18 protein-coding genes and 1 tRNA gene are annotated in these 24,457 nt (G+C 43.7%); 16 read left to right on the top strand and 3 right to left on the bottom strand.

Going from position 1 to position 24,457, the window contains the following annotated elements; genetic code table 11:
* The first annotated feature begins 1 nt into the window (after position 1).
* The 14 genes from K2W90_00885 to K2W90_00820 all read left to right on the top strand — a co-directional run bounded on the left by K2W90_00885 (position 2) and on the right by K2W90_00820 (position 17,763).
* The gene (locus tag K2W90_00885; GenBank protein MBY0352902.1) at positions 2–2,734 is read left to right on the top strand and encodes a WD40 repeat domain-containing protein; all 2,733 of its coding nucleotides are present in this window, start codon (positions 2–4) and stop codon (positions 2,732–2,734) included.
* Positions 2,735–2,753: 19 nt separating this feature from the next.
* A complete protein-coding gene (locus K2W90_00880; GenBank protein ID MBY0352901.1) occupies positions 2,754–4,862 on the top strand; it encodes a hypothetical protein in 2,109 nt (702 codons plus the stop codon).
* Between the two features lie 16 nt (positions 4,863–4,878).
* The gene (locus tag K2W90_00875) at positions 4,879–5,574 is read left to right on the top strand and encodes a hypothetical protein (GenBank protein MBY0352900.1); all 696 of its coding nucleotides are present in this window, start codon (positions 4,879–4,881) and stop codon (positions 5,572–5,574) included.
* 10 nt (positions 5,575–5,584) lie between these two features.
* Positions 5,585–7,612, top strand: a complete 2,028-nt coding sequence (locus K2W90_00870) for a WD40 repeat domain-containing protein (GenBank protein MBY0352899.1) — start codon at positions 5,585–5,587, stop codon at positions 7,610–7,612.
* Between the two features lie 18 nt (positions 7,613–7,630).
* The gene (locus K2W90_00865; GenBank protein ID MBY0352898.1) at positions 7,631–9,736 is read left to right on the top strand and encodes a hypothetical protein; all 2,106 of its coding nucleotides are present in this window, start codon (positions 7,631–7,633) and stop codon (positions 9,734–9,736) included.
* A 105-nt stretch (positions 9,737–9,841) separates the two neighbouring features.
* On the top strand, positions 9,842–10,549 hold the full coding sequence (locus K2W90_00860) for a MotA/TolQ/ExbB proton channel family protein (GenBank protein MBY0352897.1): 708 nt from the start codon (positions 9,842–9,844) through the stop codon (positions 10,547–10,549).
* 18 nt (positions 10,550–10,567) lie between these two features.
* Complete coding sequence (locus tag K2W90_00855) at positions 10,568–10,975, top strand: biopolymer transporter ExbD (protein ID MBY0352896.1); 408 nt, start codon at positions 10,568–10,570, stop codon at positions 10,973–10,975.
* Between the two features lie 14 nt (positions 10,976–10,989).
* Positions 10,990–11,796, top strand: a complete 807-nt coding sequence (locus K2W90_00850; GenBank protein ID MBY0352895.1) for a TonB C-terminal domain-containing protein — start codon at positions 10,990–10,992, stop codon at positions 11,794–11,796.
* A gap of 26 nt (positions 11,797–11,822) precedes the next feature.
* Positions 11,823–13,124 (top strand): hypothetical protein, encoded by a 1,302-nt coding sequence (locus K2W90_00845; GenBank protein MBY0352894.1) that lies wholly within the window; start codon positions 11,823–11,825, stop codon positions 13,122–13,124.
* A gap of 123 nt (positions 13,125–13,247) precedes the next feature.
* Complete coding sequence (gene ftsH / locus K2W90_00840; protein ID MBY0352893.1) at positions 13,248–15,116, top strand: ATP-dependent zinc metalloprotease FtsH; 1,869 nt, start codon at positions 13,248–13,250, stop codon at positions 15,114–15,116.
* Between the two features lie 180 nt (positions 15,117–15,296).
* Positions 15,297–15,494 carry a 50S ribosomal protein L28 gene (gene rpmB, locus K2W90_00835; GenBank protein ID MBY0352892.1) on the top strand — a complete coding sequence of 66 codons (198 nt, stop codon included), beginning with the start codon at positions 15,297–15,299 and terminating at the stop codon, positions 15,492–15,494.
* Between the two features lie 33 nt (positions 15,495–15,527).
* A complete protein-coding gene (gene rpsT, locus K2W90_00830; GenBank protein ID MBY0352891.1) occupies positions 15,528–15,809 on the top strand; it encodes a 30S ribosomal protein S20 in 282 nt (93 codons plus the stop codon).
* A gap of 35 nt (positions 15,810–15,844) precedes the next feature.
* Positions 15,845–16,435, top strand: a complete 591-nt coding sequence (locus tag K2W90_00825; protein MBY0352890.1) for a VOC family protein — start codon at positions 15,845–15,847, stop codon at positions 16,433–16,435.
* Positions 16,436–16,440: 5 nt separating this feature from the next.
* Positions 16,441–17,763 carry a hypothetical protein gene (locus K2W90_00820; protein ID MBY0352889.1) on the top strand — a complete coding sequence of 441 codons (1,323 nt, stop codon included), beginning with the start codon at positions 16,441–16,443 and terminating at the stop codon, positions 17,761–17,763.
* On the opposite strand, the gene K2W90_00815 is transcribed toward K2W90_00820, so the two are convergent.
* On the bottom strand, positions 17,764–19,338 hold the full coding sequence (locus tag K2W90_00815) for an HD domain-containing protein (GenBank protein ID MBY0352888.1): 1,575 nt from the start codon (positions 19,336–19,338) through the stop codon (positions 17,764–17,766).
* 71 nt (positions 19,339–19,409) lie between these two features.
* On the opposite strand from K2W90_00815, the gene K2W90_00810 reads away from it, so the two are divergent.
* A tRNA-Ala gene (locus tag K2W90_00810) sits at positions 19,410–19,485 on the top strand.
* A 221-nt stretch (positions 19,486–19,706) separates the two neighbouring features.
* Positions 19,707–20,231 carry a hypothetical protein gene (locus K2W90_00805; protein MBY0352887.1) on the top strand — a complete coding sequence of 175 codons (525 nt, stop codon included), beginning with the start codon at positions 19,707–19,709 and terminating at the stop codon, positions 20,229–20,231.
* On the opposite strand, the gene K2W90_00800 is transcribed toward K2W90_00805, so the two are convergent.
* Both K2W90_00800 and K2W90_00795 read right to left on the bottom strand, forming a co-directional pair.
* A complete protein-coding gene (locus tag K2W90_00800; protein MBY0352886.1) occupies positions 20,232–22,307 on the bottom strand; it encodes a WD40 repeat domain-containing protein in 2,076 nt (691 codons plus the stop codon).
* Positions 22,308–22,363: 56 nt separating this feature from the next.
* Positions 22,364–24,430 carry a WD40 repeat domain-containing protein gene (locus tag K2W90_00795; GenBank protein MBY0352885.1) on the bottom strand — a complete coding sequence of 689 codons (2,067 nt, stop codon included), beginning with the start codon at positions 24,428–24,430 and terminating at the stop codon, positions 22,364–22,366.
* Between the last annotated feature and the right edge of the window lie 27 nt (positions 24,431–24,457).

Here is a 24,457-nt window from a genome sequence, read left to right as displayed (position 1 = left end):
TATGAAAAAAAGTATTTTTTTAGTTTTCACATACTTTTTTTACTCAAGCGTAGCACAATGCACGCTCGACTTCGCCAACCAAGATGCAACATTGATTATTGACGAGCTGAGTCAAGTTACCGTTTCACGGCTTAAACTCACCAATGCTTCGCAAGTCACCGGCTGGACACAAGATTCTATTATTAAAAGTTTTGTTAAAAGTGCCGCCAGCTGGACAGAAACGTATACCGCCGGCGTGGAGCTGGGCACGGGACGCAGACAACCTTCAACCAACATGGTTGTTAATAACAGTAACGCAATTAACTTTTTAGTCCCAACAATGAATCTTAACAAAAACAATAGTAACACTATCGCCAGCATTGCACCTCTTGCGCAAGCCAACAGTAACTTAATTGCTGCTCTTGCACGGCTTGAGCTGAGCAACAGTAATACCATTGTTACTTTGCCAGTCAGAGTGAGATCAAATAGTAATACCTTGCTTCGGCTCATAAGATCTGACAGTAACGCCATTATTTCTTTAAATTTCAGAGTTCGCGCCAATAGTAACGCCGCGGTTGCGTTGTCACGCAGAGTTGTGAACAATAGTAACGCTATCAATAACCTTGCTTCCGCCAGCACAACACTCACAACGCTGGTAAGAAACAATAGTAATGCCATTGTCTTCGTGCGCAACCAAGTAGCCCCACTTAATATCCAAAACAGTAATGCTATAAATTTTATTGGCAACACTGTTCAAATTGTTTCAAACCACTCGCGCTTTCAAGCAACTACCACTATCAACAAACTTATTTTATACAAAGCAGGTATCTCGGTTGACGCCGGCAAAACACTCACGCTCATGACCCCGCTTCCCGTCAACGGCAACATCGCCCTCAACACCACCGGTAAAATTGCATTGGCAGGCGATTTATATTTAGGCTCTAACGCTTATATCACCAGCGGAGGCTATGTTGCTGGTAATAACTTGTCGTTAGTGATGAGCGACAGCTTGGTACTCTCAACACTTACCACGCTTCAAATAACCAGCAGCTTGATTATTGATGGCAACGGCGGCACGCTTGTTTTTGGGCCGCATGCTCAACTTTTAGTCGAATCAAATGTTTCTTTAACGCTCAAAAATTTAAACATTCAAACAACACGCAACAGTCCAAACATTCCTATCATTCGTTGCTTTGACCAAAAGGGACATGTGACGTTAGACAATGTTAAATTGGCTTTAGCCGACGACTTTCCCTTCACAACTGGGCGCATGTTTTGTTTTAATGACGTGCGCTTTACCGGCACCTCACGCTTTATTTACCAATCAGTAATGCAAAGTTATGTTGCACCACAATCGCTTTTGACATTCGATCCTGGCACCACACTTTACTACTACCCAAGCTCAACGGACAAAGATTTAATTCAGCCGCAAGACAAATCCGCAGGAATTTATTTGAAAGGCTCTGCAACAACGTTGCAAACTACGCATACCGGCATGCGTTTGAGCAAGGGTCGCTTCTGGCTTGATAACAAAGTAACGTTGAGTACGCGAGCGGCTACTGTTGCCAACGGTTTTGTTCAACTTACGACTGCAAGTTATGGCACGCGCGTAAAATCGGTAGATTGGAGCCCAGATGGCAAATATTTGGCCGTTGGCGGCTTTGGCCCAACAAATGGTAATGAATTTCAAATTTACCGTTTCAACGGCGCAACACTTACGTACGTTACCGGTGACGATTGGGCTGGCGGTGGTGCTGAAGTGTGGCGGGTGCGGTGGCATCCAAGCGGACGTTTTGTTGCTGCAGTTGGCGATGCAACCAATGACGTGAGAATTTACAGTTTTAATGACACAACGCTTACAACGCTTGACGTTACAGATCTTACAACGATTGGGGAAGTGAGAGGTCTTGCCTGGAGTCCTGCGGGTGATTATTTGTTGTTTGGTATAGCAAATGATGAAGCAAGTGACGAGTTAAGGCTTTATAGGTTTACAGGAAGCAAGCTTGTTTTTGTTACGAGTCGTAACAATGGTACTGTCGTTGGGTCGGCTCGGGTGAATAGTTGCTCCTGGCATCCGGGAGGGGTAATGTTTCCCAATGGCGCATTATTTACCATGACGGGTAATCAGGGCCCTGGGGTAAATGAGACCTTCTTATTCAGGTTTGACGGCAATACTATAACCTTGCTTAATCAGCAAAATTTGGGAACTGATGGCGTGAGTGTCGAATTTTCTCCTGAAGGATTATTTTTTGCTCACACCCTTACCAGAAGTTCTTCATCTTCACTGTCGGTGGTCTTGGTAAATGGCGTCTCTTCGGTTAGTAATCTTGTTACGATTGGCTATAGCACAACGCCGATTTCACTGCTTGAAGCACGTTGGAGCCCTGATGGGCAATATATTGTTGCTGGAGGAACATTGCCAGATGATGGTAATGAATTAAAACTTTATAAGTTTACACGACCGGCAACGCTTACCCAAGTTGCAAGCTATAATTACGGAACATCAATTAATGGTGTTGCGTGGAGTCGGGACGGAAAGTACATTGCGATTGGTGGCGAAGGGCCAGATGGTGGTCATGATGAGCTTGAAGTATGGACAGTTTCATATCGCTTCGACACAACAACACAAGCACTCACCAACGGCCTGGTCTTTGGCAACTCAGCCCAAGGCTCAAGCTCAGACTTGGACGTATATTTATTGGCCGGCGCACGCGTTGAACTGAACGGCAAGTTATTTTATAACAATGTGAGTTAATTCGGGAAAAACGAGTATTATGAAAAAAAGTATTTTTTTACTGCTCACATACTTTTTTTACTCAAGCACAGCACAATGCACACTCGACTTTGCCAACCGTAACGTTCACTTGGCAATGAACGACCAAACGACAACTAAAGTACGTTTAGGCAAAGTTGCCAGCATTACCGGCTGGGGGCACGACTCAATTGTAGATACATACGGCAACAATGCCTCAACTAGCTGGACGGAAAGTTATACCAACGGCGTTGTGCTGGGGACCGGGCGACGCAAAGCACCAACCAACATGGTTTATAACAACAGTAACGCTATTAATGCTTCTGGCCCAATAACAACGCTCATCAGGCAAACAAGCAATGCGCTGGCAAATAATGCACTGACTTCTATAAGACAATTGGTAAAAAACAACAGTAATAGCATTGTCGCTCTCAACACGCTAGGCCTTACTAAAAACAATAGTAACTTAAACGTCTTACTCAACTTAAAAATAAGAACCGACAGTAACGCGCTGTTATTTGGTCTCAAAAATAATAGTAACGCAATTACCGCACCAACACTCACAACACTCATTCGCACCAACAGTAACGTTCTTGCAAGCCCAGCTCTTACACAACTCGTTCGGACCAACAGTAATGCCATAAATTCATTTACCCCCACCATTAATCTTGTGCGCAACAACAGTAAGGCTATTAATACCTACCCCACCAGATTTACCAATCTTGTTATTCAAAACAGCAACGCCATTAACTCTATTGGCAACACTGTTCAAATTGTTGCTAACCACTCGCGCTTTCAAGCAACTACCACTATCAACAAACTTATTTTATACAAAGCAGGTATCTCGGTTGACGCTGGCAAAACGCTCACGCTCATGACCCCGCTTCCCGTTAGCGGCAACATTGCCCTCAAGTCAACCGGTAAACTTGTATTGGCAGGCGATTTGTATTTGAATTCAAATGCTTATATAACCAGCGGCGGCTATGTGGCTGGCAATAACTTTTCGTTGGTTATGAGCGACAGCTTGGTGCTCTCAACACTTACTACGCTGCAAATAACCAGCAGCTTGATTATTGACGGCAACGGCGGCACGCTTGTTTTTGGGCCGCATGCTCAACTTCTTCTTGAATCTAACGTTTCATTAACGCTCAAAAATGTAACCATTCAAACAACACGCAACAGTTCCAACATTCCTATCATTCGCTGTTTTGACCAAAAGGGCCATGTGACACTTGATAACGTCACACTAGCCTGTGCTGATGATTTTCCGTTTAGAACAGGACGCTTGTTTATCAACAACGATGTACATTTTACGGGCACCTCACGCTTTATTTATCAATCGTGGATGCAAAGTTATGTTACGCCGAAATCACTCTTAACATTCGACCCAGGCACCACACTGTATTACTATCCAAGCTCAACCAACAAAGATTTGATTCAGCTTCAAGATAAATCTTCAGGAATTTATTTGAACGGTAGTATTACCACACTGCAAACAACACACACCGGCATGCGTTTGACCAAAGGCCGCTTGTGGATGGATAACAAAATAACACTCAGTACTCAAGCCAATACCATGCTTGACAGCGTTACACAAGCAACAACCGGTAATCATGGCGACACCGCACCAGCAATAGCATGGTCACCAAACCGACGATTTTTAGCACTAACCTATCACGTCCCACCCTTTGCCAACACATATTATCTAAAAATTTTTAAAATCTCTGAAACAAACACACAAACACTCGTCACATCACTTGCATTGAATGGAGGCTCGTGCCTGGGCTGGAGTCCTGATGGTAGGTACTTGGCTGTTGGCATATCTGACATATTTACCAATCGAAGCATGGACATTTACAGCTTTGACGGCACCTCTCTCACCTTCCTTTCAACTACAGTTTTTTCAGAAGCATCAATTTATTGCCTAGCATGGAGCCCGAATGGTCAATACATTGCTGTTGGTACCGGGCAATCTGGAATAGTGTACATTTATCGCTTTAATGGTGCAGCAGCGCCAAGCTTGGTCGACTCTGTTGGCTACGATGCAACCGGCCTTGTTCTCTCAGTCTCATGGCATCCTGACAGCACAAAAATCATTGTTGCAGCCTTTTATGGTGATGCTGGAGGTTAATAAAAAGGAACACATAATGAAAAAATTTTTTATACCCATTCTCATTCTGATATACAGTGACATGCTAACAGCAATCCCCAACACCTATGTTTTAGAACTTTTCTCATTTGACGGAACCAGCTTGTCTAGCCTGCAATTCATAGACTCAAACACTGACAGCGATACCGAATACTCAGTAGCATTCAATCCTTCTGGTAACTTTATCGCACTTGGCAGACGAGCCAGTGTTTCAACAACCAACGAATTAGAGATTTATAGCTACTATGGTGGTTCACTCACGCTAGCAGCTGGATATGATTATAGCAGCAGCTCGGGTAACGTTAGAACAGTTGCATGGGATCCTTCTGGAACTTTTTTAGCCATTGGCGGCACAACGCCGACAAACAGTAATGAGTTACACATTATAAAATTTGATGGCTCTTCATCGTTAAGCCTGTTAGCCAGTATCAATTATGGCAGCATTATTAATAGCCTGTCCTGGTCACCGGACGGAAAATCAATTGCTCTTGCGGGAAACACCCCTGGTTCTGGACATGCAACCATGGAAGTTTACTCAGTTGCCTATCGCTTTGATACATCAACACAAGCACTCACCAACGGTATTAATTTTGGCAACTCAACACTTGGCTCAAGCTCAGACCTAGACGTATTTTTCTTGGCCGGTGCACGTGTTGAACTGAACGGCAAGTTATTTTATAACAATGTGAGTTAATACGGTAATTATGAAAAAAAAATTTTTACTTATTTTTTTACCACTCGCAGCATTCTGGCTACCAGCACGCTTGCAAGCCGCAAACTTAACCGGCACCAGCACGCTGGTATACCAAAACGCACACTATGTTTTTCGTAATTTCGACTCCTGCACCGGTTTTGTGCGCCTGAACAACGGCTTTACCATTTTAGCGGGCCTTTCGGCAACGCTAGACACTTTTATAACTGTTTCAAGCGGCATGGATTTGCGCACTACCGGCTCACTCAACGTACGCAGTGATTTATATTTTGGCACCAACGTTACCTTTTCAAGTGGCGGGCGCATTAATGGCCGCACCAACACTATTCATTTGGGAACCAAAACAACACTCGCGCAAGACAGTATTTGGCAATTCATTTCTAGTGGCACTATCGATGGCCACGGCAATACGTTAATTTTCAGCCCCCACGCACAGCTTTTACTTGAAAGCAACGTAAGCCTGACACTCAAAAATATGTACATTCAAACAACGCGCAACAGTCCAAACATTCCTATCATTCGGTGCTTTGACCAAAAGGGCCATGTAACACTGGACAACGTAACACTCGATTTAGCCGACGATTTTCCGTTTAGAACTGGTCGCATGTTTTTTTATAACGACGTCCGCTTTACCGGCACATCTTGTTTTGTTTATCAATCAGTCATGCAAAGTTATGTTGCGCCACAATCACTCTTAACCTTCGATCCTGGCACTACACTTTACTACTACCCAAGCTCAACGAACAAAGATCTGATTCAGCTTCAAGATAAATCTTCAGGCATTTATCTGAAAGGCTCTGCTACAACATTGCAGACAACACACACAGGCATGCGCTTAACTAAAGGCAGATTGTGGATGGACAACAAGGTAACCTTGAGCACACGAGCATCAACCAATCTTGACGCGGTAACACAAATAGTCACGCTTAGCTACGGCGATGCCATTCGCGGTTTGCACTGGAGCAATAGCGGTCGCTATTTGGCAATTGTTGGCGAAAACCCCCTCAGCGGTAACCACATACAAGTTTATAGATTTGGGAATGGAGCGTTAACATTAGTTGCTGGTGCAACAGCGGTAACCAGTGGTGCTTTATCAGTACACTGGAGTCCCGACGATAGATATTTGGCAGTTGGTGATTTTGATAGTGGCTCTTTGCAAGGCGTTCGCATTTTCACCTTTTCGGGTACTGCGCTTACTTTGATTCATAGGACTATCTATGCAACAAATGGCCATTTAGAAGAAGTTCGCTGGAGTCCTAATGGACTTTTTTTAGCAATTGGAGGACGAAATCCAACAAGTGGTAATGAATTACAAGTATATCGATTTAATGGTATATCTTTAACACTTGCCGCAAGTATTGATTACGGCTCAGTAATAGATTCTCTTGCTTGGCATCCAAGTGGCAATCATATTGCTGTCGGAGGCTTTACCCCTACCAATGGTAATGAGCTACAGGTTTTCAGATTTGATGGCGTGAGCACCTTAACGCTTCAAGATAGTGTAAATTTTGGTAGTCGTATTGAGCGAATTGAATGGAGTCCAAATGGTTTATTTGTAGCCCTTGTTGGGACTACGCCTGCAGGAGGCCACACAGAGTTTGAGGTATATCTTTTTAGCGGATCAACACTAAATCTTGTTGCTGGCGTCAGTGCTACAACTGGCTCAGGGCTTACGTGGAGTCCTGATGGCCAATTTATAGCATTAGGAAATGGCGGCATATACCGATTTAATCCTAACTCATTAACATTACTTGCTAGCACCGGGTATAACAATGGAAGAGGAGTATCGTGGTCACGCGATGGCAAATATCTTGCATTTGGCGGCATTGAAAGCGTTGGTCATGGCGACGTTGATATCTATTCTGTTGCTTATCGCTTTGACACATCAACACAAGCCCTTTCTAATGGCTTAGTTTTTGGTAACACCGCACTTGGCTCAACATCAGATTTAGACGTATTTTTGTTAGCAGGTGCGTATGTTCAACTTAACGGTTTATTAAATTACGATCCATCAACTTAAAAAAGAGAACTGATAACCATGGCTGTTTTGTTTATATGTTTTTTACTATCGCTTGTTGGTCAGTTTTTTTCAACACATCTTTTTGCTGTCAGTCTTAATGGCACTAGTTCGCTCGTGTATCAAAGCACTCCCTACTCACCAGCAAAAAATGATACCGTTACCGGCTTTGTACGCCTCAATGCCGGCTTTAACGCACCGCTGCGCGGGGCAGTAATTATGGACACCATCACGTCAGTTTCTGGCTTTATGTGGGGAACTGAATTTAACAGCACCGTAACGCTCAACGGCGATTTAAAACTTTCTGCACAAGCAAAATTCAGCAACGCTTTTGATATCAGCGGACACGGCAATACCATTATTCTTGAAGGCGACGTAGTGCTGCCACGCGACAAAATGTTTACGTTTAGAACCGATACTATTATTGACGGCTGCGGCAATACACTCACCTTTACCGAACATTCACAATTTTTAATTGATCACGACGTTACGCTCACGCTACGCAATATGACCATTCAAACAACACGCTCGCCATTTACGCGACCGTGCATCAGAGCACTCAATGAAACAAGTCGCTTGGCCCTAGACAATGTCGTGCTATCACTGTCTGAAGACTTTGATTTTAGAACTGGTCGTTTTTTTATTCACAACGACGTGCGGCTAACCGGCACTTCATGCTTTGTGTACCGCTCAATTAAAGCAAGCTACATCACGTCGGGCGCTCTGTTAACATTTGACCCGAACACAACACTTTATTACAACCCAAGCTCAAGCCAAAAAGATTTAATTCGTTTGGAAGACAAAACATCCGGTCTTTATTTTAACAATGCAACACTTCAAACAACGCACACCGGCATGCAAATTTCTAGAGGCAGCTTGTGGTTGGATAACCACGTAACCATCAGTACACGGGCCAACACGACGCTGTTAGGCATTACACAAAAAGATATCGATACCTTTGGCACCTCGGTCAGAAGTGTTAGCTGGCGCCATGACAACAGATTTTTGGCCGTTGGCGGGGTTGGGCCAACTAACGCCAATGAGCTTCAGATTTTTAGCTGGAACGGCTCAACATTAGCATTAGTAACTAGTGTTGACTTTGGTGCAACATTAAACACTGTGGCCTGGAGCCCTTCGGGTAAATTTATTGCTATTGGCGGCTTTGACCCAACAGGCGCTACCGGTTTTGAACTTCAAGTGTATCGCTTCAGCGGAACAACTCTTTCACTCATTGCCGGCCAAGATTATGTAGCCGACAGCGCAACAGTTGGTGTTATGACTATCGCTTGGCACCCATCCGAACAATTTATTGGTTTTGCAGCCAATACAGCAGGTTCAAACAACCTTAGAATTCTCTCGTTCAATGGAGCAACGGTAGCAACGCTTACCACCATTAGCCTTGGCGGCGCACTTGTTGGCGAAACACTTGCGTGGACTTCAGACGGCAGATTTGTCGCCTTTGGTGACTCAAGCACCGCTGACCTAAAAGTCTACAGCTTTAATGGATCTACCCTCACGCAGATAACGAGCACCGATATTGCAACAACACGGCCATTTTGTATGGCCTTTAGACCAGACAATCTCTTTTTAGCGGTAGGCGTACAAAACCCAAGCGGAACCGGCGGCGCTACCAACGAACTTAAAATTTTTTCATGGAGCGGTTCTGCGCTTGCTTCAGTTACCGGTGCCGAGTATACAACTAACGTAGCAAGCCGGATTGAATCAGTTTGCTGGAGCCCTGACGGGCAGTATTTGGTTATTGGTGGACAAAACCCCAATACCGGTACCGGCATTAATAACGAAGTAAAAATTTATTCTTTTAATGGCACCACACTTACCTACCTTACCGGCATTGATTATGGCGTTGACAATACTGCAATTGCTTACAGCGTTGACTGGAGCAAAGATGGTAACTTTATTGCTGTGGGGGGTGTTTCAGGAGCAGTAGGGCACGATGAAATAGAAGTACATCAAGTTTTTTACCGCTTTGAAACAACAACGCAGGCGCTTACCAATGGTCTCACGTTTGGCAAAACAAGCGAAGGCAGCACTGCCAATCTTTCTGCATACATTTTAAGCGATGCACGGGTTGAAGTAGCCGGCTCACTCACTGACGAATCGGTTTAACACTTCCCCTCATCTTCTTTTTTCCGTATAATCAGATCCTGTACATTTGCCCATTAATTTATTATTGTTGGCTAACAAAAAAGTGAGAACAAAAAAAGGATGTCTATGTTCAATATTTTCAAATCACCAATCTGGCATTTGATCGGCATTTCCGACTGGATTAGCAAATATGTTATCTTGCTCGGCCTCTTTATTCTTTCTATCGTTTGTATCGCAATTGTTATTTATAAAACAATGCTCTTTATAGAACAAAAAAAACTCATGAACGCGCTGATGCGCCGTATAAAACAAGCAAAAAATTTACAAGATTTGGCAACACTTGCTCATGAATTTAAAAAATGTGCGGGCGGCAAATTTTTGGAACACGGTCTTCTGCAACTCAAAAACATTGTAGAAAAAAAACAACACCCAACGCAACCCAGCGACGCAGCTCCACGCTTATCACCAAAAGAACTTGAGCGCTTTGAACTCTTTTTGGCACAAGAAGTTGGTAACATTTTGCATGAAGAAGAAGCATACTTGCCAATTTTGGCAACCAGTGCTACTGCCTCTCCACTGATTGGTTTGTTTGGCACCATCTGGGGTCTCATTCATTCTTTTGTAAGCATCAGTCAAGAAAAAGCAGCCGACATTTCTGTGGTAGCACCCGGCATTGCAGCAGCATTATTAACCACGTTGGCAGGCTTGGTAGTAGCAATACCAGCTATGATTGCGTTTCACTATTTTTCAACCCAATTACGCTCGCTTGACGTTGAACTTGAACATGTACATGACCTCTTTTTAATGCTAGTTACCCAACAATTTGTTGCGTAAGCTTGTTGAAGGATTTGTATGAAAAAGCCCAAACGTCGCCATCTTACGCTGCCCGAAATCTCGCTCACGCCGCTGATTGATACGGCTTTAACCCTGCTCATCATTTTTATTGTTACCGCACCAATGGTTCAAAATGGCATTAAAGTTAACCTACCACAAGGCAAAAGCAAAGAGGCGGGTAACCAACAAGAACTGGTAGTCACGCTCAACAAAAAAAATGAGTTATACTTCAACAGCTATCCGGTAAAAAAAGAAGAGCTGGTAACAACCGTACAAAAAGCACTTGAAGGCAAAGATGACACGCCCATTTACGTGCGCGCCGATCAAACGGTTTCGTATGGCAATGTTATAGAAATTGTAGACAACTTAAAACAAGCGGGCGTTAAGTACGTTGCCATGTCAACACAACCATCAACCGGAAAATAAAACATCAAGTAGGTATGAATAATTCACTGACCAGTCGTCATTTTCTTATATCGCTCGCCGTTCATGTGGCAATAATTTTGGTTTGCTACCTTGGCCCGGGCGATAGCGTTATTCACAAAAAATTTCTTGTGCTCGGCGCTCATTCAAAAAAAGCAAGCCATACTGCTTACAAAAGTATGCAGGCAGTGCCGTTTGTAGACCCAACTAAACAACAAGTCACACAACCAGTTGTTCAAAAACCAATTGTACAGGCAAAAAAAATTGAAGAAATTTCAAAAGTAATTGAACAAAAAAAAGCTCCTGAACCAAAACCCAAGCCTACGCCCAAACTAAAGCCAACAACACTGCAAAAAGAGCTGCCAAAAAAAGAAATAAAACCTGTCGCAAAAAAAGAACCTGAACCAAAGAAAATCGTACAAGCTCCTAAGCCTATTCCGGCACCAATTCCTGTCCCTGTACCTGTTACAGCTCAACAAGAACAAGCCTGCCCTCCGGAGCTACAAGTGCGCAAGCACGAAGAGCGCAGGGGGGAACCAATTCATTTAGTTTATGGCGACCACCAGGACGAGCAAGCACGGGCGTATCAAAAAAGTATCCAACGAACTATTTCCAAACTGTGGCAACCACCCATTGGCGTACCCAAAGGTACAGAATGTTCGCTCATGTTTGTTGTTGGCAAGCAAGGTTCAGTTGAAAAATTCGAACTATTGCAACGTTCTGAAATTTTAGTTTACGATCTCAGCATTGTACGCGTCGCGCAACAGTTTAAATTTCATCGACATCTGTGGGGAAAGAAATTTACCGTCAATTTCAGGCAGTAGTTGTTTCCACGCATTAAAGGATTTCTATGTTCAAAACAATCTTCTTGCTAGCTTTTCTTGTTGGTTCATGCAGCGCAGCACAAGAAAAAAACTTTACTGCTAAAGCAAAAAAGTACAGCACCATCAAGTGCTTAGCGTTGTGCCAAAAGAAAAATCCAACGGTCGCAAAAATTGGGCAGATGATAAAGTTTGATCTTGAATTTACCGACCAACTTGATGTTGATTTAAAAACTTCTTCTCAGCGGCCCAACAAACGCGCGCTCAAAAAACTTTTTGATCAGGGTATTTCGCTGTGTTTATTGTTGAAAGAAAAAAAAGATAAAACCATTTATGTCCACGTTAAAGATACTAGCTCAGACACAACGGTGTTCAAAAAAACGTACCCACACAGCAGTGAATCACTGGTTCATGAAGGGCACATTATTGGCAACGACCTGGTGCCAGCATTAACCGGTAAACCAAGCGTAGCACTCAGCACGCTTGCATTTTGCAAACAATTATCATCAAAACAAAAAATTATTTGCGTTGCCGACTACGCTTGCAAAAGTGAAAAAGACCTGATTACGCGCAACACGCTCAATGTGGCACCGTCATGGCATTCACAAGAACCAATGTTGTTTTATTCTCAATTTACGCAAACACGCAGCAGACTCATGGCTTTTAATATGGCCAGCAAGCAACAACACAATATCTGCGCATACAACGGCTTGAATATGCAGCCATCATTTTCGCCAGACGGTACGCAAGTAGCATTGTGCATGTCTGCCAACAGCGACAACTCAGAAATTTATCTGTACGACCAACGTCTATGCGCACAATTAAAAAAACGAGTCTTTAAACAATTAACTCACAACAACGGCAACAACTCGTCGCCCTGCTTGCTGCCAAACGGCGGGCTTGTTTTTTGTTCAGATTTTCAAACGGGCAATCCACAACTGTACCATCTCAATAGAGAAACCAACAAAATTCGCCGCTTAACCAACGGCCAATCATACTGCGCTGCACCGGCTTATAACGCCAAGAAAAATGCGCTTGTTTATACACGCTACATTAACAAAAACTTTCAACTGTTTTCTATGCAATTGCACGAAGACAGAATTGTAGAAAAACAACTTACCTTTGGACCTGGCGACAAAATTGATCCAACATGGTCAACGTGCGGACACTACATAGCCTTTACCTACGACATTAAAAATGAAGAAACAGGAAAAAAGATCCCCCAAATTGCTACATTTAATTGTGACAGCAGAAATATTCGAGTCCTCACGCACGACAATTTTCCCAAAAGCTTTCCCGCTTGGACCAACACTTCTTTGTATCAAATGTAATAAAAACGGCTTAATTTAAGTAAACTCTAGGCTAAAGTACATTTCTTGATTAAAATAGCGATGAGTCAAATCTGATTCATTATATGTCTTTTAAAATATGAACGCTTTAAAACAGGTGAACCTATGAGTAAAAATAAAAAGCAAGGCCCATTCAAGTCAATGCCTCCGCGACTTCCTGGCAAAGGCCCTAATGCTTTGTGGCTGTTAATTGCACTTTTGAGCTTGGGCATGCTGTATCTGTTTTGGTACAACAGCATGAACCGAGATTTGGAAACCGTTTCTTATTCAAAAATTTTGACACATATTGAGCAGAACGACATTAAGACATTAAAAATCCAAGATCAGTATGTTCAAGGCGAATATCAAGACGGCAAACGTTTTATTGGCTACGTTGCACCAACAGCACATTTCTGGGATCTGCTCAACAAACACAACGTAAATGTTGAAGTGTTTCCACGAGACAGAAACACTTGGGGCTACTATTTCTTTGCCTTGCTTCCGTTAATCTTCTTGCTCATGTTCTTCTTCTACTTCCGTCAAAGCCAAGGTGGTGGCGGCGGTGGTGGGGGCAAAATCTTTAGCGTTGGCAAAAGCAAAGCCCGCTTCTTTTCGCCAAACACGATCACTACTACCTTTAAAGATGTTGCCGGCATTGAAGAGGCCAAAGAAGATCTGCATGATATTGTTTCGTTCTTAAAAAACCCTGAACGGTTTGAAAAACTTGGTGCCAAAATTCCTCGGGGCGTATTGCTGAGCGGCGCTCCCGGTAACGGTAAAACTCTCCTGGCAAAAGCAGTAGCTGGTGAAGCAAGCTGCCCATTCTTTAGCATCAGCGGCTCAGACTTTGTAGAAGTTTTTGTGGGCGTGGGCGCTTCTCGCGTGCGTGACCTGTTTACACAGGCCCGCCAACATGCTCCTTGCATAGTCTTTATTGACGAAATTGACGCAGTTGGCCGTCAACGAGGTATTGGCCTTGGCGGCGGTAACGACGAGCGCGAGCAAACACTCAACCAACTCCTGGCTGAAATGGACGGCTTTAGCACCGAACACGGCCAAGTAATTGTTGTTGCAGCAACCAACCGCCCCGACGTTTTAGACAAAGCACTCTTACGTCCTGGCCGCTTCGACCGTATTGTTGAAGTACCCTACCCAGATCTGAAGAGCAGAAAAGAAATCTTGGAAGTACACGCAAAAAAAATTAAACTTGATCCAAGCGTTAGTTTAGAAAAAATTGCACGTGGCACCCCAGGCTTTAGCGGAGCTGACCTAGAAAACCTCATTAATGAAGCAGCCCTACTGGCTTCAAAAACTAATGAGACCACTGTTCAAACGGCAAACTTTGAAAAGGCACGCGACAAAATATTGCTGGGCGCCGAACGCAAAACCTTAATCTTTACCGACAAAGAAAAGAAAATGACGGCATACCACGAAGCCGGCCATACGTTGCTCAACTTGTTACAACCGGTTGAAACCGATCCGTTCCACAAAGTCACCATTATTCCTCGCGGCCGCGCGCTGGGGGTTTCTTGGTCACTACCTGAACGAGACAAATATTCACAAACAAGCAGCGAAATGTTAGCACGCATTGTTGTCTGCTTTGGCGGCTTGTTGGCTGAAAAGATGATTTTTAACGATCAAACCAGTGGCGTTTCTAACGATCTTGAACAAGCAAGTAAAATTGCCCGCTCTATGGTGCGTCGCTTTGGTATGTCTGAACTGGGACCAATTGATTACAATCTTTCTCAAGAACACCCGTACCTGGGTCGCGACATGCAGAATATTAAGGAATTTTCTGAAAAGACCGCAGAGCGCATAGACCGCGAAGTTGAAAAAATTATGCAGCAATGCTACGATAAAGGTAGCCAGTTGCTCACTGATAACAAGGACAAACTTGAGCTCCTGGCAGAAACGTTGCTTGAAAAAGAGACCCTGCTGGCTCAGGAAGTTTATGAGCTTTTGGGCATTCAACCACGAGAAACCCACACTTTTTAGCGAAAAATAAAGAGGCCTTAATTAATAGTTTCTATTTGGAATAACGAATTAAGGTCAATTTTTATAAATTCTTTAAAAAAATCAGGTTTTTGCTAGACTGTTTAGTATGGTTGTATATTTTATTGCATATTTTAATTGAATATAAGCATAATATTATTTTAAGGTAAGGACATCAAAGCTATGGCAAATATTTGTATGGCATGCGACAAGCGTCCACGCACTGCTAACAACGTCAGTAACGCAAACAACAGAACAGGACGTTGGCTCTATCCAAACGTTCACACCATGCGCTACACATTTAAAGGCGAGCGTAACGTACATCGCGGCAGCATTTGCACAAAATGTGTAAAAAGCGGAAAAGTTGAAAAAGTAATTTAAGTTATTCCATATTAATCAAAGCGAGATAATTTCATGGCAAACATCAAGTCTGCTAAAAAAAGAGCATTGACCAACGAGAAAAAACGTAAACAAAACGTAGCACGTCGCACGGCACTCAAAACTACCGCACGTAAAATTGCTGATGCGTTGGCTAACAATTCAGTAAGTGAGGCACGCGAACTTTTCAAACAAGCTGAATCTTCAATTGCACGCGCTGCGGGCAAAGGCGTTTTGAAAAAAAACACCGCTTCACGCAAAATTAGCAGACTAGCAAAAAAAATTGCTGCAGCAGAAAGAACACCCGCTGTTGCGTAAGAAAAAGTGCTAGGTTCTAAAAAATAGGAAGTAGTATGATGAAGTCTGGAGAATTAATTATTGTTGTAGAGTCTGTTGAAAAAGCTGTTAAGTTTTATACTGAAAAGCTTGCTTTTGACGTTACGTACCTTGAAACAAAAAAAGATGATCCAAGCGCGCTGTTTTGTGCACGCCTTAAAAAGGGGAAGTGCATGCTCCAGTTGCGCGCACCGCACGTTGAAGAACTGGCGGACTTCAGCTTCATCAAACGATGCGCAAGCCGCAGCGTTGGTTTGTACATTGAACTTAAAACCGGTATTGAAAAATACTACGATCGCTGCAAAAAAAAGAAGATCACCATAGTCACTGAACTCAAGTCTGTTGATAACGGCATGCGCGAATTTTCTATCCGCGACCCTTTTGGTGTGAGACTGATTTTTGTTCAAGAAAAAGAAGGCCACGTAGCAAAACCTTCAACAAACTTCTTTGGGCTCCAAATTCAAGAAAGTGATTTGGCTGAGTACAAACGAGGCGGCACAGACTTTCTTGATCGCATGGTTGCTCAACTTAAAAGCTACGGTATTTTGCGTCGTGCGGCTAAAAAATATGCCAAGCTTCGCTTGAAGAGCCTCATTAAAAAGAAATAAGCGGCATGCTTAAACAAAAAAATATCTTGTTGGCAGTATGCTTTTTTAGCATACTGCCCTTTTCTTTTTTACATGCTGCAACGCTGGGTCAGCTCACGAGCACACTTGGTGCTCTCAAAAGCAAGCTGGCAGTGTTAACACAAAATCTTGCAACACTTTCTGTGGCTACGCCTGCAGCAACACCGCTGGTTGCCCAGCCAACTCGTAATCCTGCGTATGCCATTCGCCCCCGTGCTCAATTTTTTCAAGACGTTATGGGCATTTCAGAAACCGATTTTAGACATGGTTTTTATAAAACAGCTCTTTCTTCAGAAACAAAAAACGGCCAACAAATTTATTTTATCAAGAATAATGCTGGCAAAAAATATCAGTGCGGTTATTTCGAGCAACTTTCAATTGGCGCTTTGCGCGCAGCAACAGCAGCTATTGATGCTCGCGACATTACAACAATGACACAGCGAAAAGGCACGTTCTCAGTCATGTACGGCATTCGTGCAGATATTCAAGGCTTGCAGGGCGAGCCAAAAAACCAAGACACCGTCTTTCAAGTCGCATCAAATTTTAATGGCTTAGAAACAATTGAAGGCTCACCAACTGCCGTTACAGACATGAATGCGCACACACTGCAGGGTTATGAAAGCGACCATACCCAAGGCCCCTTCGCTTCAATTTCAGCAACGCCAGGTTTAATCTTGCGCCGTTATTATGCTTTTTACCCAGGCAATGAAACTGCACCAAGTGAAAACTGGTGGCAAGGCAATGCCCCTGCCCGTCAAGTTAATTTTCTTTCCGATCTCATGGACACCATTGGCATGACACAAGGCGGTTACGTTTTGTTACACAACGCTGTTGCAGCTGGCACCAACCCAACTAACGAAGATTTAAAAAAGATGAAAATTGGTTTTCACGGCGAAACTCAAGCAACATTTGGGCACATCGTCAATTTCCCCAATAATCAGGTTGTTCTGCAAGATCCTCTACCCATAATCAACCAAGTTTTTACGGCCGGCGTAAACTTTTACGCTACCAACACACGCAGCGCAATTGCTGATGCTTGGGCGCAAACAATTTTGAATGCTGCATACGAAGGCACCATCAGAGCAGCTGCATACAAAAACAAAAAGAACGTCGTTTTAACGCTGATTGGCGGTGGCGTTTTTGGCAATCCAAAAGAATGGATTGTTGCCGCTATTGAACGCATGAAAGATTTCATTGTCAAAAGCGGCATAGAAGTGTGGCTCAATGTTTTTGGTGACGAGCTTAGCACCACCGAAAAAACACGCATGAAAGCTATGACAACTGAAACCGGCGGCAAGTTTTTGGAATAACTACTGATTTAGTACCCGCCGCTTGAGCTCTTCAACATCAGTAATCCCTTCATCAATTTGAATCTGATATGCAGCGTCAAGCAACGCTCCCATTGCTGGCCCTGGTGGCACAAGACCAAGTAAATGCCTACCCAACAACACCGGCTTTTCTGGTGCATGCGTTACCCGTGCCCGAGCACTTGCCTCCAAAAAATCATCATACTCTTGAATGAACTCAGTCAACGGCTCGTGCGAAGCCGCGTTACGTCCGCGCGTGTCGGCCAGTGCCAACAATGCGATTTGACGCATACTTAATTCTGGCGCCAAGGCTAGCGCCAAACGCTTGTACGCTCTTGGTGAAGACTTGTCGCGCGCAAGCGTAAACGGCCGCATGTGATTACGCACCAGCTTGCACACAGCTTTAAGTAAAAACACATTGTCTGTCACACGCTTTAATAATTCATATGCCAACGGCTCACCGGCATCGTCATGGCCATGGCATGAAAGATTTTCATCAGTTGTTACTGCTTTGCCCAAATCGTGGCACAACGTTGCCAACATGATCATTAATTTTTCATCTTCAGCCGACATGTTTTCGGTTGCTTGATAATCATGCAGCACAGCGGCAGCATCAAGCGCTTGCATGGTGTGTTCAAACACATCACCCTCCGGATGAAAGTCTGGACGTTGGGCAACGCCAATCAGCGCATACAACTCAGGGAAAAGCTCTTTAAGCCGACCAAGACTTGCCAACCAACGAAAGCCAAGCGAAGGGCGACGCGCTTTGAGCAATAATTTTTTTATCTCTTCAAAAATGCGCTCACGTGCCAACCCGGTCATCCTGATCCCTCGTCCTTCGACAAGCTCAGGATGCTCGGGACTAAAGGCCCTTCCCGCCTGCCCTGACCCGCCCTCCCTGAGCTTGTCGAAGGGCGAAGGGTCGAAGGACGTGACTGCATCGTGCAAAACCATGACCCGGCAAATCTCCTGCAATTCAGCATCTGGTTGCATTTCAAAGCGTCCAAGAAATTGCATCACTCTAAAAAAGCGCAACGGATCTTCTAAAAAGAGATCTTTATCTACCGCACGCAAACGTTTATTGGCCATATCTTCAAGCCCGTGATACGGATCAATTATCGTAAACAACGCATCATACCTAGCACCAGATTCAGATTTTTTTTGCAACGCATCAAAATGGTCAGCCAACTCGTTTAAATCGATGGCCATGGCATTCATGGTTACATCACGCCGGCGCAATGCCTGCTTAATATCCATGTTAGGATTTATTACGACCTCCGGCTTGCGACCCACACTGTCGGTGCGCGGCAGCGACCAGTCGACATTTAACTGCGAGATGCGCAGCACACCAAATTGCTTGCCAACAAGCTCTGTTTTACCAAACTGCTCCAGCACCTTTTCCAGCTGCTCAAGAGCTAATGCATGCACTTCAATATCAATATCTTTTACGGGCAAGTCGAGTACTAAATCTCGCACACTCCCTCCCACCAAATACGCCACTCCACCAGCCTGCTTGATACGTTGTATGATTGGCACCAAAATTTTTAGATCATTTAAAAATGAAAAAACGTTCTTCATGCGGTCCTTTTAGGAAAAACTACTTGCGATTTTTTCTGACTTCTCTTACACTTTAAATGAAAAATGGTTTTGGGGCTATAGCTCAGTTGGTAGAGTGCATGAATGGCATTCATGAGGTCACCGGTTCGATCCCGGTTAGCTCCACCAGTCTACGCTCTGCGTGCTTACGCACTTGTAGCTTCGACTGGCGGGCCAGTTTCTTAAATGAAATATACAAAAAATAGAGCCGTGAGCCATCCCGCTCACCCCGACCTGTCCTCCGAAGCCACGTAGGGCGCAGGGGGAGTGTTTTTGAGCGAAGCGAAAAAATGTATCGAGGGACAGGCCTCAGGCCATTTACTAAAAAGAGAAGATGTTGGGGTTAAAAGATGGAAAAAAGTAAAATTTCTTATCTTAAATACATTGCACTCATTACATTTATCTCTTTTGGTTCTTTCTATCTGATTGCAACTCACGGCCCCAAGCAGGGCACCTTGCTCGCATTACTCATTTGGAGCGCGTATGTGCTGTGCATTCCGGGCGCACACGGCCAGCGCTTACTCGGTTTTCCGCTAAGAATTATCACCAACCGCCCCATTTTTACCGAACCATTTTTCTGGTCGCTGGCAGTGGCAACAAACATTTTTGCTTATTTTTTTGCGCCTTATACCTACTACCAAACAATTCCAACCTATCTTTTGTATCGCATTATAGCTAACCCAAACCCCTACTGGCTTATTTTTTTAGTCTCAGCTCTTGGCACGTTTTTTACCTTCATGATTAATGAAGATACTATGCACATAAAAAGTTATCGCAATAAAATTATTCGTCATTTGCTCATACTTGCTGGTCTGCTCACGTTTTTATATCTTTCGCACCAAGAGCTGATCATTATTCTCAATAATAAATTATAACTAACTTGTTGAATCGTACATCAGCTGCCCTGCCAAGTTAACGGTGGCACCACTTAAGACATACGTATCCAAATCGAATGTTGCACCAGAGGCAGATTTGCCTAAAATCAGACCGTTGGTTAATGCTTGTGTTGATGTATCAAAACGATAATAAACTGAATAAACCTCAATCTCATCGTGCCCAGCACCAGGAGTATCCCCGCCAATCGCTATATATTTACTATCTCTACTCCAAGCAACACTATTAATGGAAGCACCTGCCCCGTAATCGTAACTTGTTACTTCAGTCAGAGTACTAGGCCTTGTAAATTGATACAATTTCAATTCGCCACCACTACTTGGAAACGCTCCTCCAGCAACTAAATTTTGTCCATCAGGGCTCCAACGAACATAAGGCTTTCCTCCGTATGTCAGAGTATCAACAAGAGTAAATGATGTTGTGTTAAATCTAAACATATTGATGACATAAGCAGTAGCAGCAGCATTAACTTGTGCCAACACAAAATGCGAACCATCTGGCATAAATTCTGTACTAACGGCAGCATTCCCATTATCTTGCGAAGAAACAAGAGTAATTGATGAGCCATTAAAACTGTATAATCGGGCTTGATCTAAATCAACCTGATTTGAACACGCAATCATAAAATGAAAACCTCTCGGATGCCAGGCGCAATCATTTACCCTTGGATATAACCCAGGCCCTCCCGAAGTACCCATATCATCGCTATCTAAAAATGTTAACTTGTTTGCTTTAAAAGAATAAATTCGTAACTCATCACTAAACTCATCTTGATCAATACCAAACAAAAGGTATTCTCCAGATGGATGCCATTCAACACATTTTACAAAACCAACAGTTGTCAAACTTATCGCAGCGATGGTAGTGAGGGTTGTTCCGTCAAACCTATAAATACGTACATCGTTAGTTGCATCACCCACGGCAACAACTAATTGGCCATTTGGATGCCAACGAACCATATAAACTTCCGCGCCCCCACCGGTCCAATTGTCACCAGTAACATACGTTAACGACGACCCGTTAAATTTGTAAATTTGAAATTCGTTACCATTTGTTGGGCCAACCCCACCAACAGCCAAATATCTACCGTCTTTGCTCCAATCAATCGAATCAACTTGCGTACCATATGAAGCGGTTGCTACCTGAGTAAAAGCACTGGCATCGGTATTTGCTCGCGTGCTCACCGTCACTTTGTTGTCCAACCACAATCGCCCCTTACTCAAACGCATACCAGTATGCGTAGCCTGCAACGTTGTAGCAGAGCCTTTCAAATAAATACCCGCAGATTTGCTTTGCAGCTGTATTAAATCTTTGTCCGGCGTACTTGGATAGTAGTACAACGTTGTATTCGGATCAAAAGTCAATAATGACTGAGGCCCAACATAACTTTGCATCCACGATTGATAAATAAAACAGGAAGTACCGGTAACTATAACATCGTTATTAAAAAACATGCGCCCGGTTCTAAACGCAAAATCATCTGCTAGCGCTAATTCAACATTGTCTAATGTCACATGTCCTTTTTGGTCAAAGCAACGAATGATAGGAATGTGTGAACTGTTGCGCGTTGTTTGAATAGTCATATTTTTCAGCGTCAACGAAACATCTGAAGCAAGCAAGAGCTGCGCATGCGCACCAAGTGTTAACGTGTGCCCATCGCCATCAACAATGGTATCGTCAATAAATTCTAAAACCGTGTCCGTTGGCAAGCTCAATGGACCGCCCAAATGAATTGTGTTGCCTCGCCCATAAATTTTGCCGCTGCTTGACCACGTTACATGAGCGTCTAAAAATAAATCTCCACGTAAATCCAACGAACCGGTAGTGCGCAAATCAATAGCACCTGAAACGGTTACAAACGTGTCCAATGCTGCAGACTGGCCGGCCAAAATAGTAAAGCCGTTGTTCAAGCGAACAAAGCCTTTTGCCGTATTAAAATTACGAAACACATAATGTTTATCTTGATAAACTTGCGTTACCGTGCCTGTTAAACTTGTTGCTTGCGCGAGCGTTGGGCACAACACAAGCACCGCTAATAATTTTACAAAACGGTTCATTACTACTCCTTTTTTCTACTTTCTACTTTCTCTTTTTTTATTCTCTAAATTTTTTTCTAACTTGTTGAGTCGTACATCAGCTGGCCTGCCAAATTAATGGTGGCATCACTCAGAACGTAGGTATCCAAATCAAACGAAGAACCAGCAGTTGAATTGCCAAGCACAAGACCGTTTGTCAATGCTTGAGTTGTTGTGTCAAAACGATACGAAACGGTCCAGACTTCTATCTCGTCGTGGCCACCAGTAGAAGTTTCACCACCAATGGCAATATATTTACCATCGTTGCTCCACGCAACACCATTAATTGATGTTCCGTAGTCGTAGCTGGCAATTTCAGTTAATGTTCCTGGCCGCGTGAACTGATAAAATTTAAGCTCATTGCCATCGGTTGGCGATTTTCCCCCACCCACCAAATACTGCCCATCAGGGCTCCAACGGACTTCAAGAAAATTATCATTGCCACCACTGTAAACAATATCCTGCACAACACTAAATGAGGCTCCTGTAAATGAACACATCGTCAGCCGCGAATCCCCTCCGCTTATCATGTTCATTGCTATCGCAAAATAAAGCCCATCCTGACTGAATTCAGCAGAACGTCCAGATTGCCCAGCATTTGATGCCTGAACAATAGAAATAGAAGTTCCATTAAAACTATACACACGCGTTTCAGTACTCAGCGCTCCCGCATTGCCAGAAACACAAAAGAACTTGCCACTGGGATGCCACGAAAGACCGCGAGCTGAAGCTGAAGTCACATTCATATCCGCACTATCAACAAATGTTAACGAGTTACCATCAAATCGATAAACTTGAATTTCATCAGAAGGATTATCATTATCAATACCAAACAAAAGAAAGTCTCCAGAAGGACTCCAAGCAACACCTCGCACTTGCCCACTCGTTGTAAGGTCTGTCACGTCAAGCGTTGTAAGCGCTGTACCATCAAAACTATATATTCTTACATCGTTGGTTGCTTCACCAACAGCTGCGACAAAGCGACCATTTGGGTGCCAACGAACACGCCACACTTCTGCCCCACCACCAGTCCAGTTATCACCGGTAACGTACGTCAGCGTTGAGCCATTGAAACGGTAAATTTGAAATTCCATACCATTTGTTGGGCCAGTACCACCAACAGCCAAATATCTACCATCTGGGCTCCAATCTACCGAACGCACACGGCTGCCATAACTTGCTGTTATAAGTTGCACAAAGCCATTCGCAACGGTGCTTGCTCGTGTACTGACCGTTACTTTGTTATCCAACCAGAAGCGACCCTTACTCAAGCGCATGCCGGTATGCGTTGTTTGCAACGTCGTTGAACTGCCGTTCAAATAAATTCCTGCCGATTTGTCTTGCTGCTGAATCAAACTTTTTGTTGTTGAACTTGGGTAGTAATACAGCGTAGTGCCTGGATCGAAGGTCAAAAGCGAATGTGGCAGAACATAGCTTTGCATCCACGATTGATAAATAAAACATGACGTACCGGTCACTATGACGTCATTATTAAAAAACATGCGACCGGTCCTAAACGGAAAATCATCTGCCAACGCCAGCTCAACGTTATCAAGTGTCACATGCCCCTTTTGGTCAAAACAACGAATGATGGGAATATTGGAGCTGTTGCGCGTTGTTTGAATGGTCATATTTTTGAGCGTTAGCGAAACATCTGAAGCAAGCAACAATTGTGCATGCGCACCAAGCGTTAACGTGTTACCATGACCGTCAATAACGGTATCGTCAATAAATTGTACAATAGTATCGGTTGGCAAGCTCAAAGGGCCACTAAGATGTATGGCATTGCCACGGCCATAAATTTTGCCACTACTTGACCACGTTACATGAGCGTCTAAAAATAAATCACCACGCAAATCGAGCGAGCCGGTAGTGCGTAAATCGATAGCGCCAGAAACGGTCACAAAGGTATCCAAACCGGCAGACTGGCCAGCCAAAATAGTAAAACCATTGTTCAAGCGGACATAGCCTTTTGCCGTATTAAAATTACGAAAGACATAATGCTTGTCTTGGTACACAATGCTTGCGGTACCGTTCAAACTCGTTGCACGTACCAGCGTTGGGCACAACGCAAGCACCACTAATAATTTTAAAAATCGCTTCATTGCTACTCCCTTTTTTTACTTTCTACT

This window comes from Candidatus Babeliales bacterium, assembly GCA_019749895.1.
GTDB lineage: Bacteria > Babelota > Babeliae > Babelales > RVW-14 > AaIE-18.
Note: the sequence above shows the minus strand (reverse complement) of the source record. Positions and strands in the feature narration are given on the sequence as shown.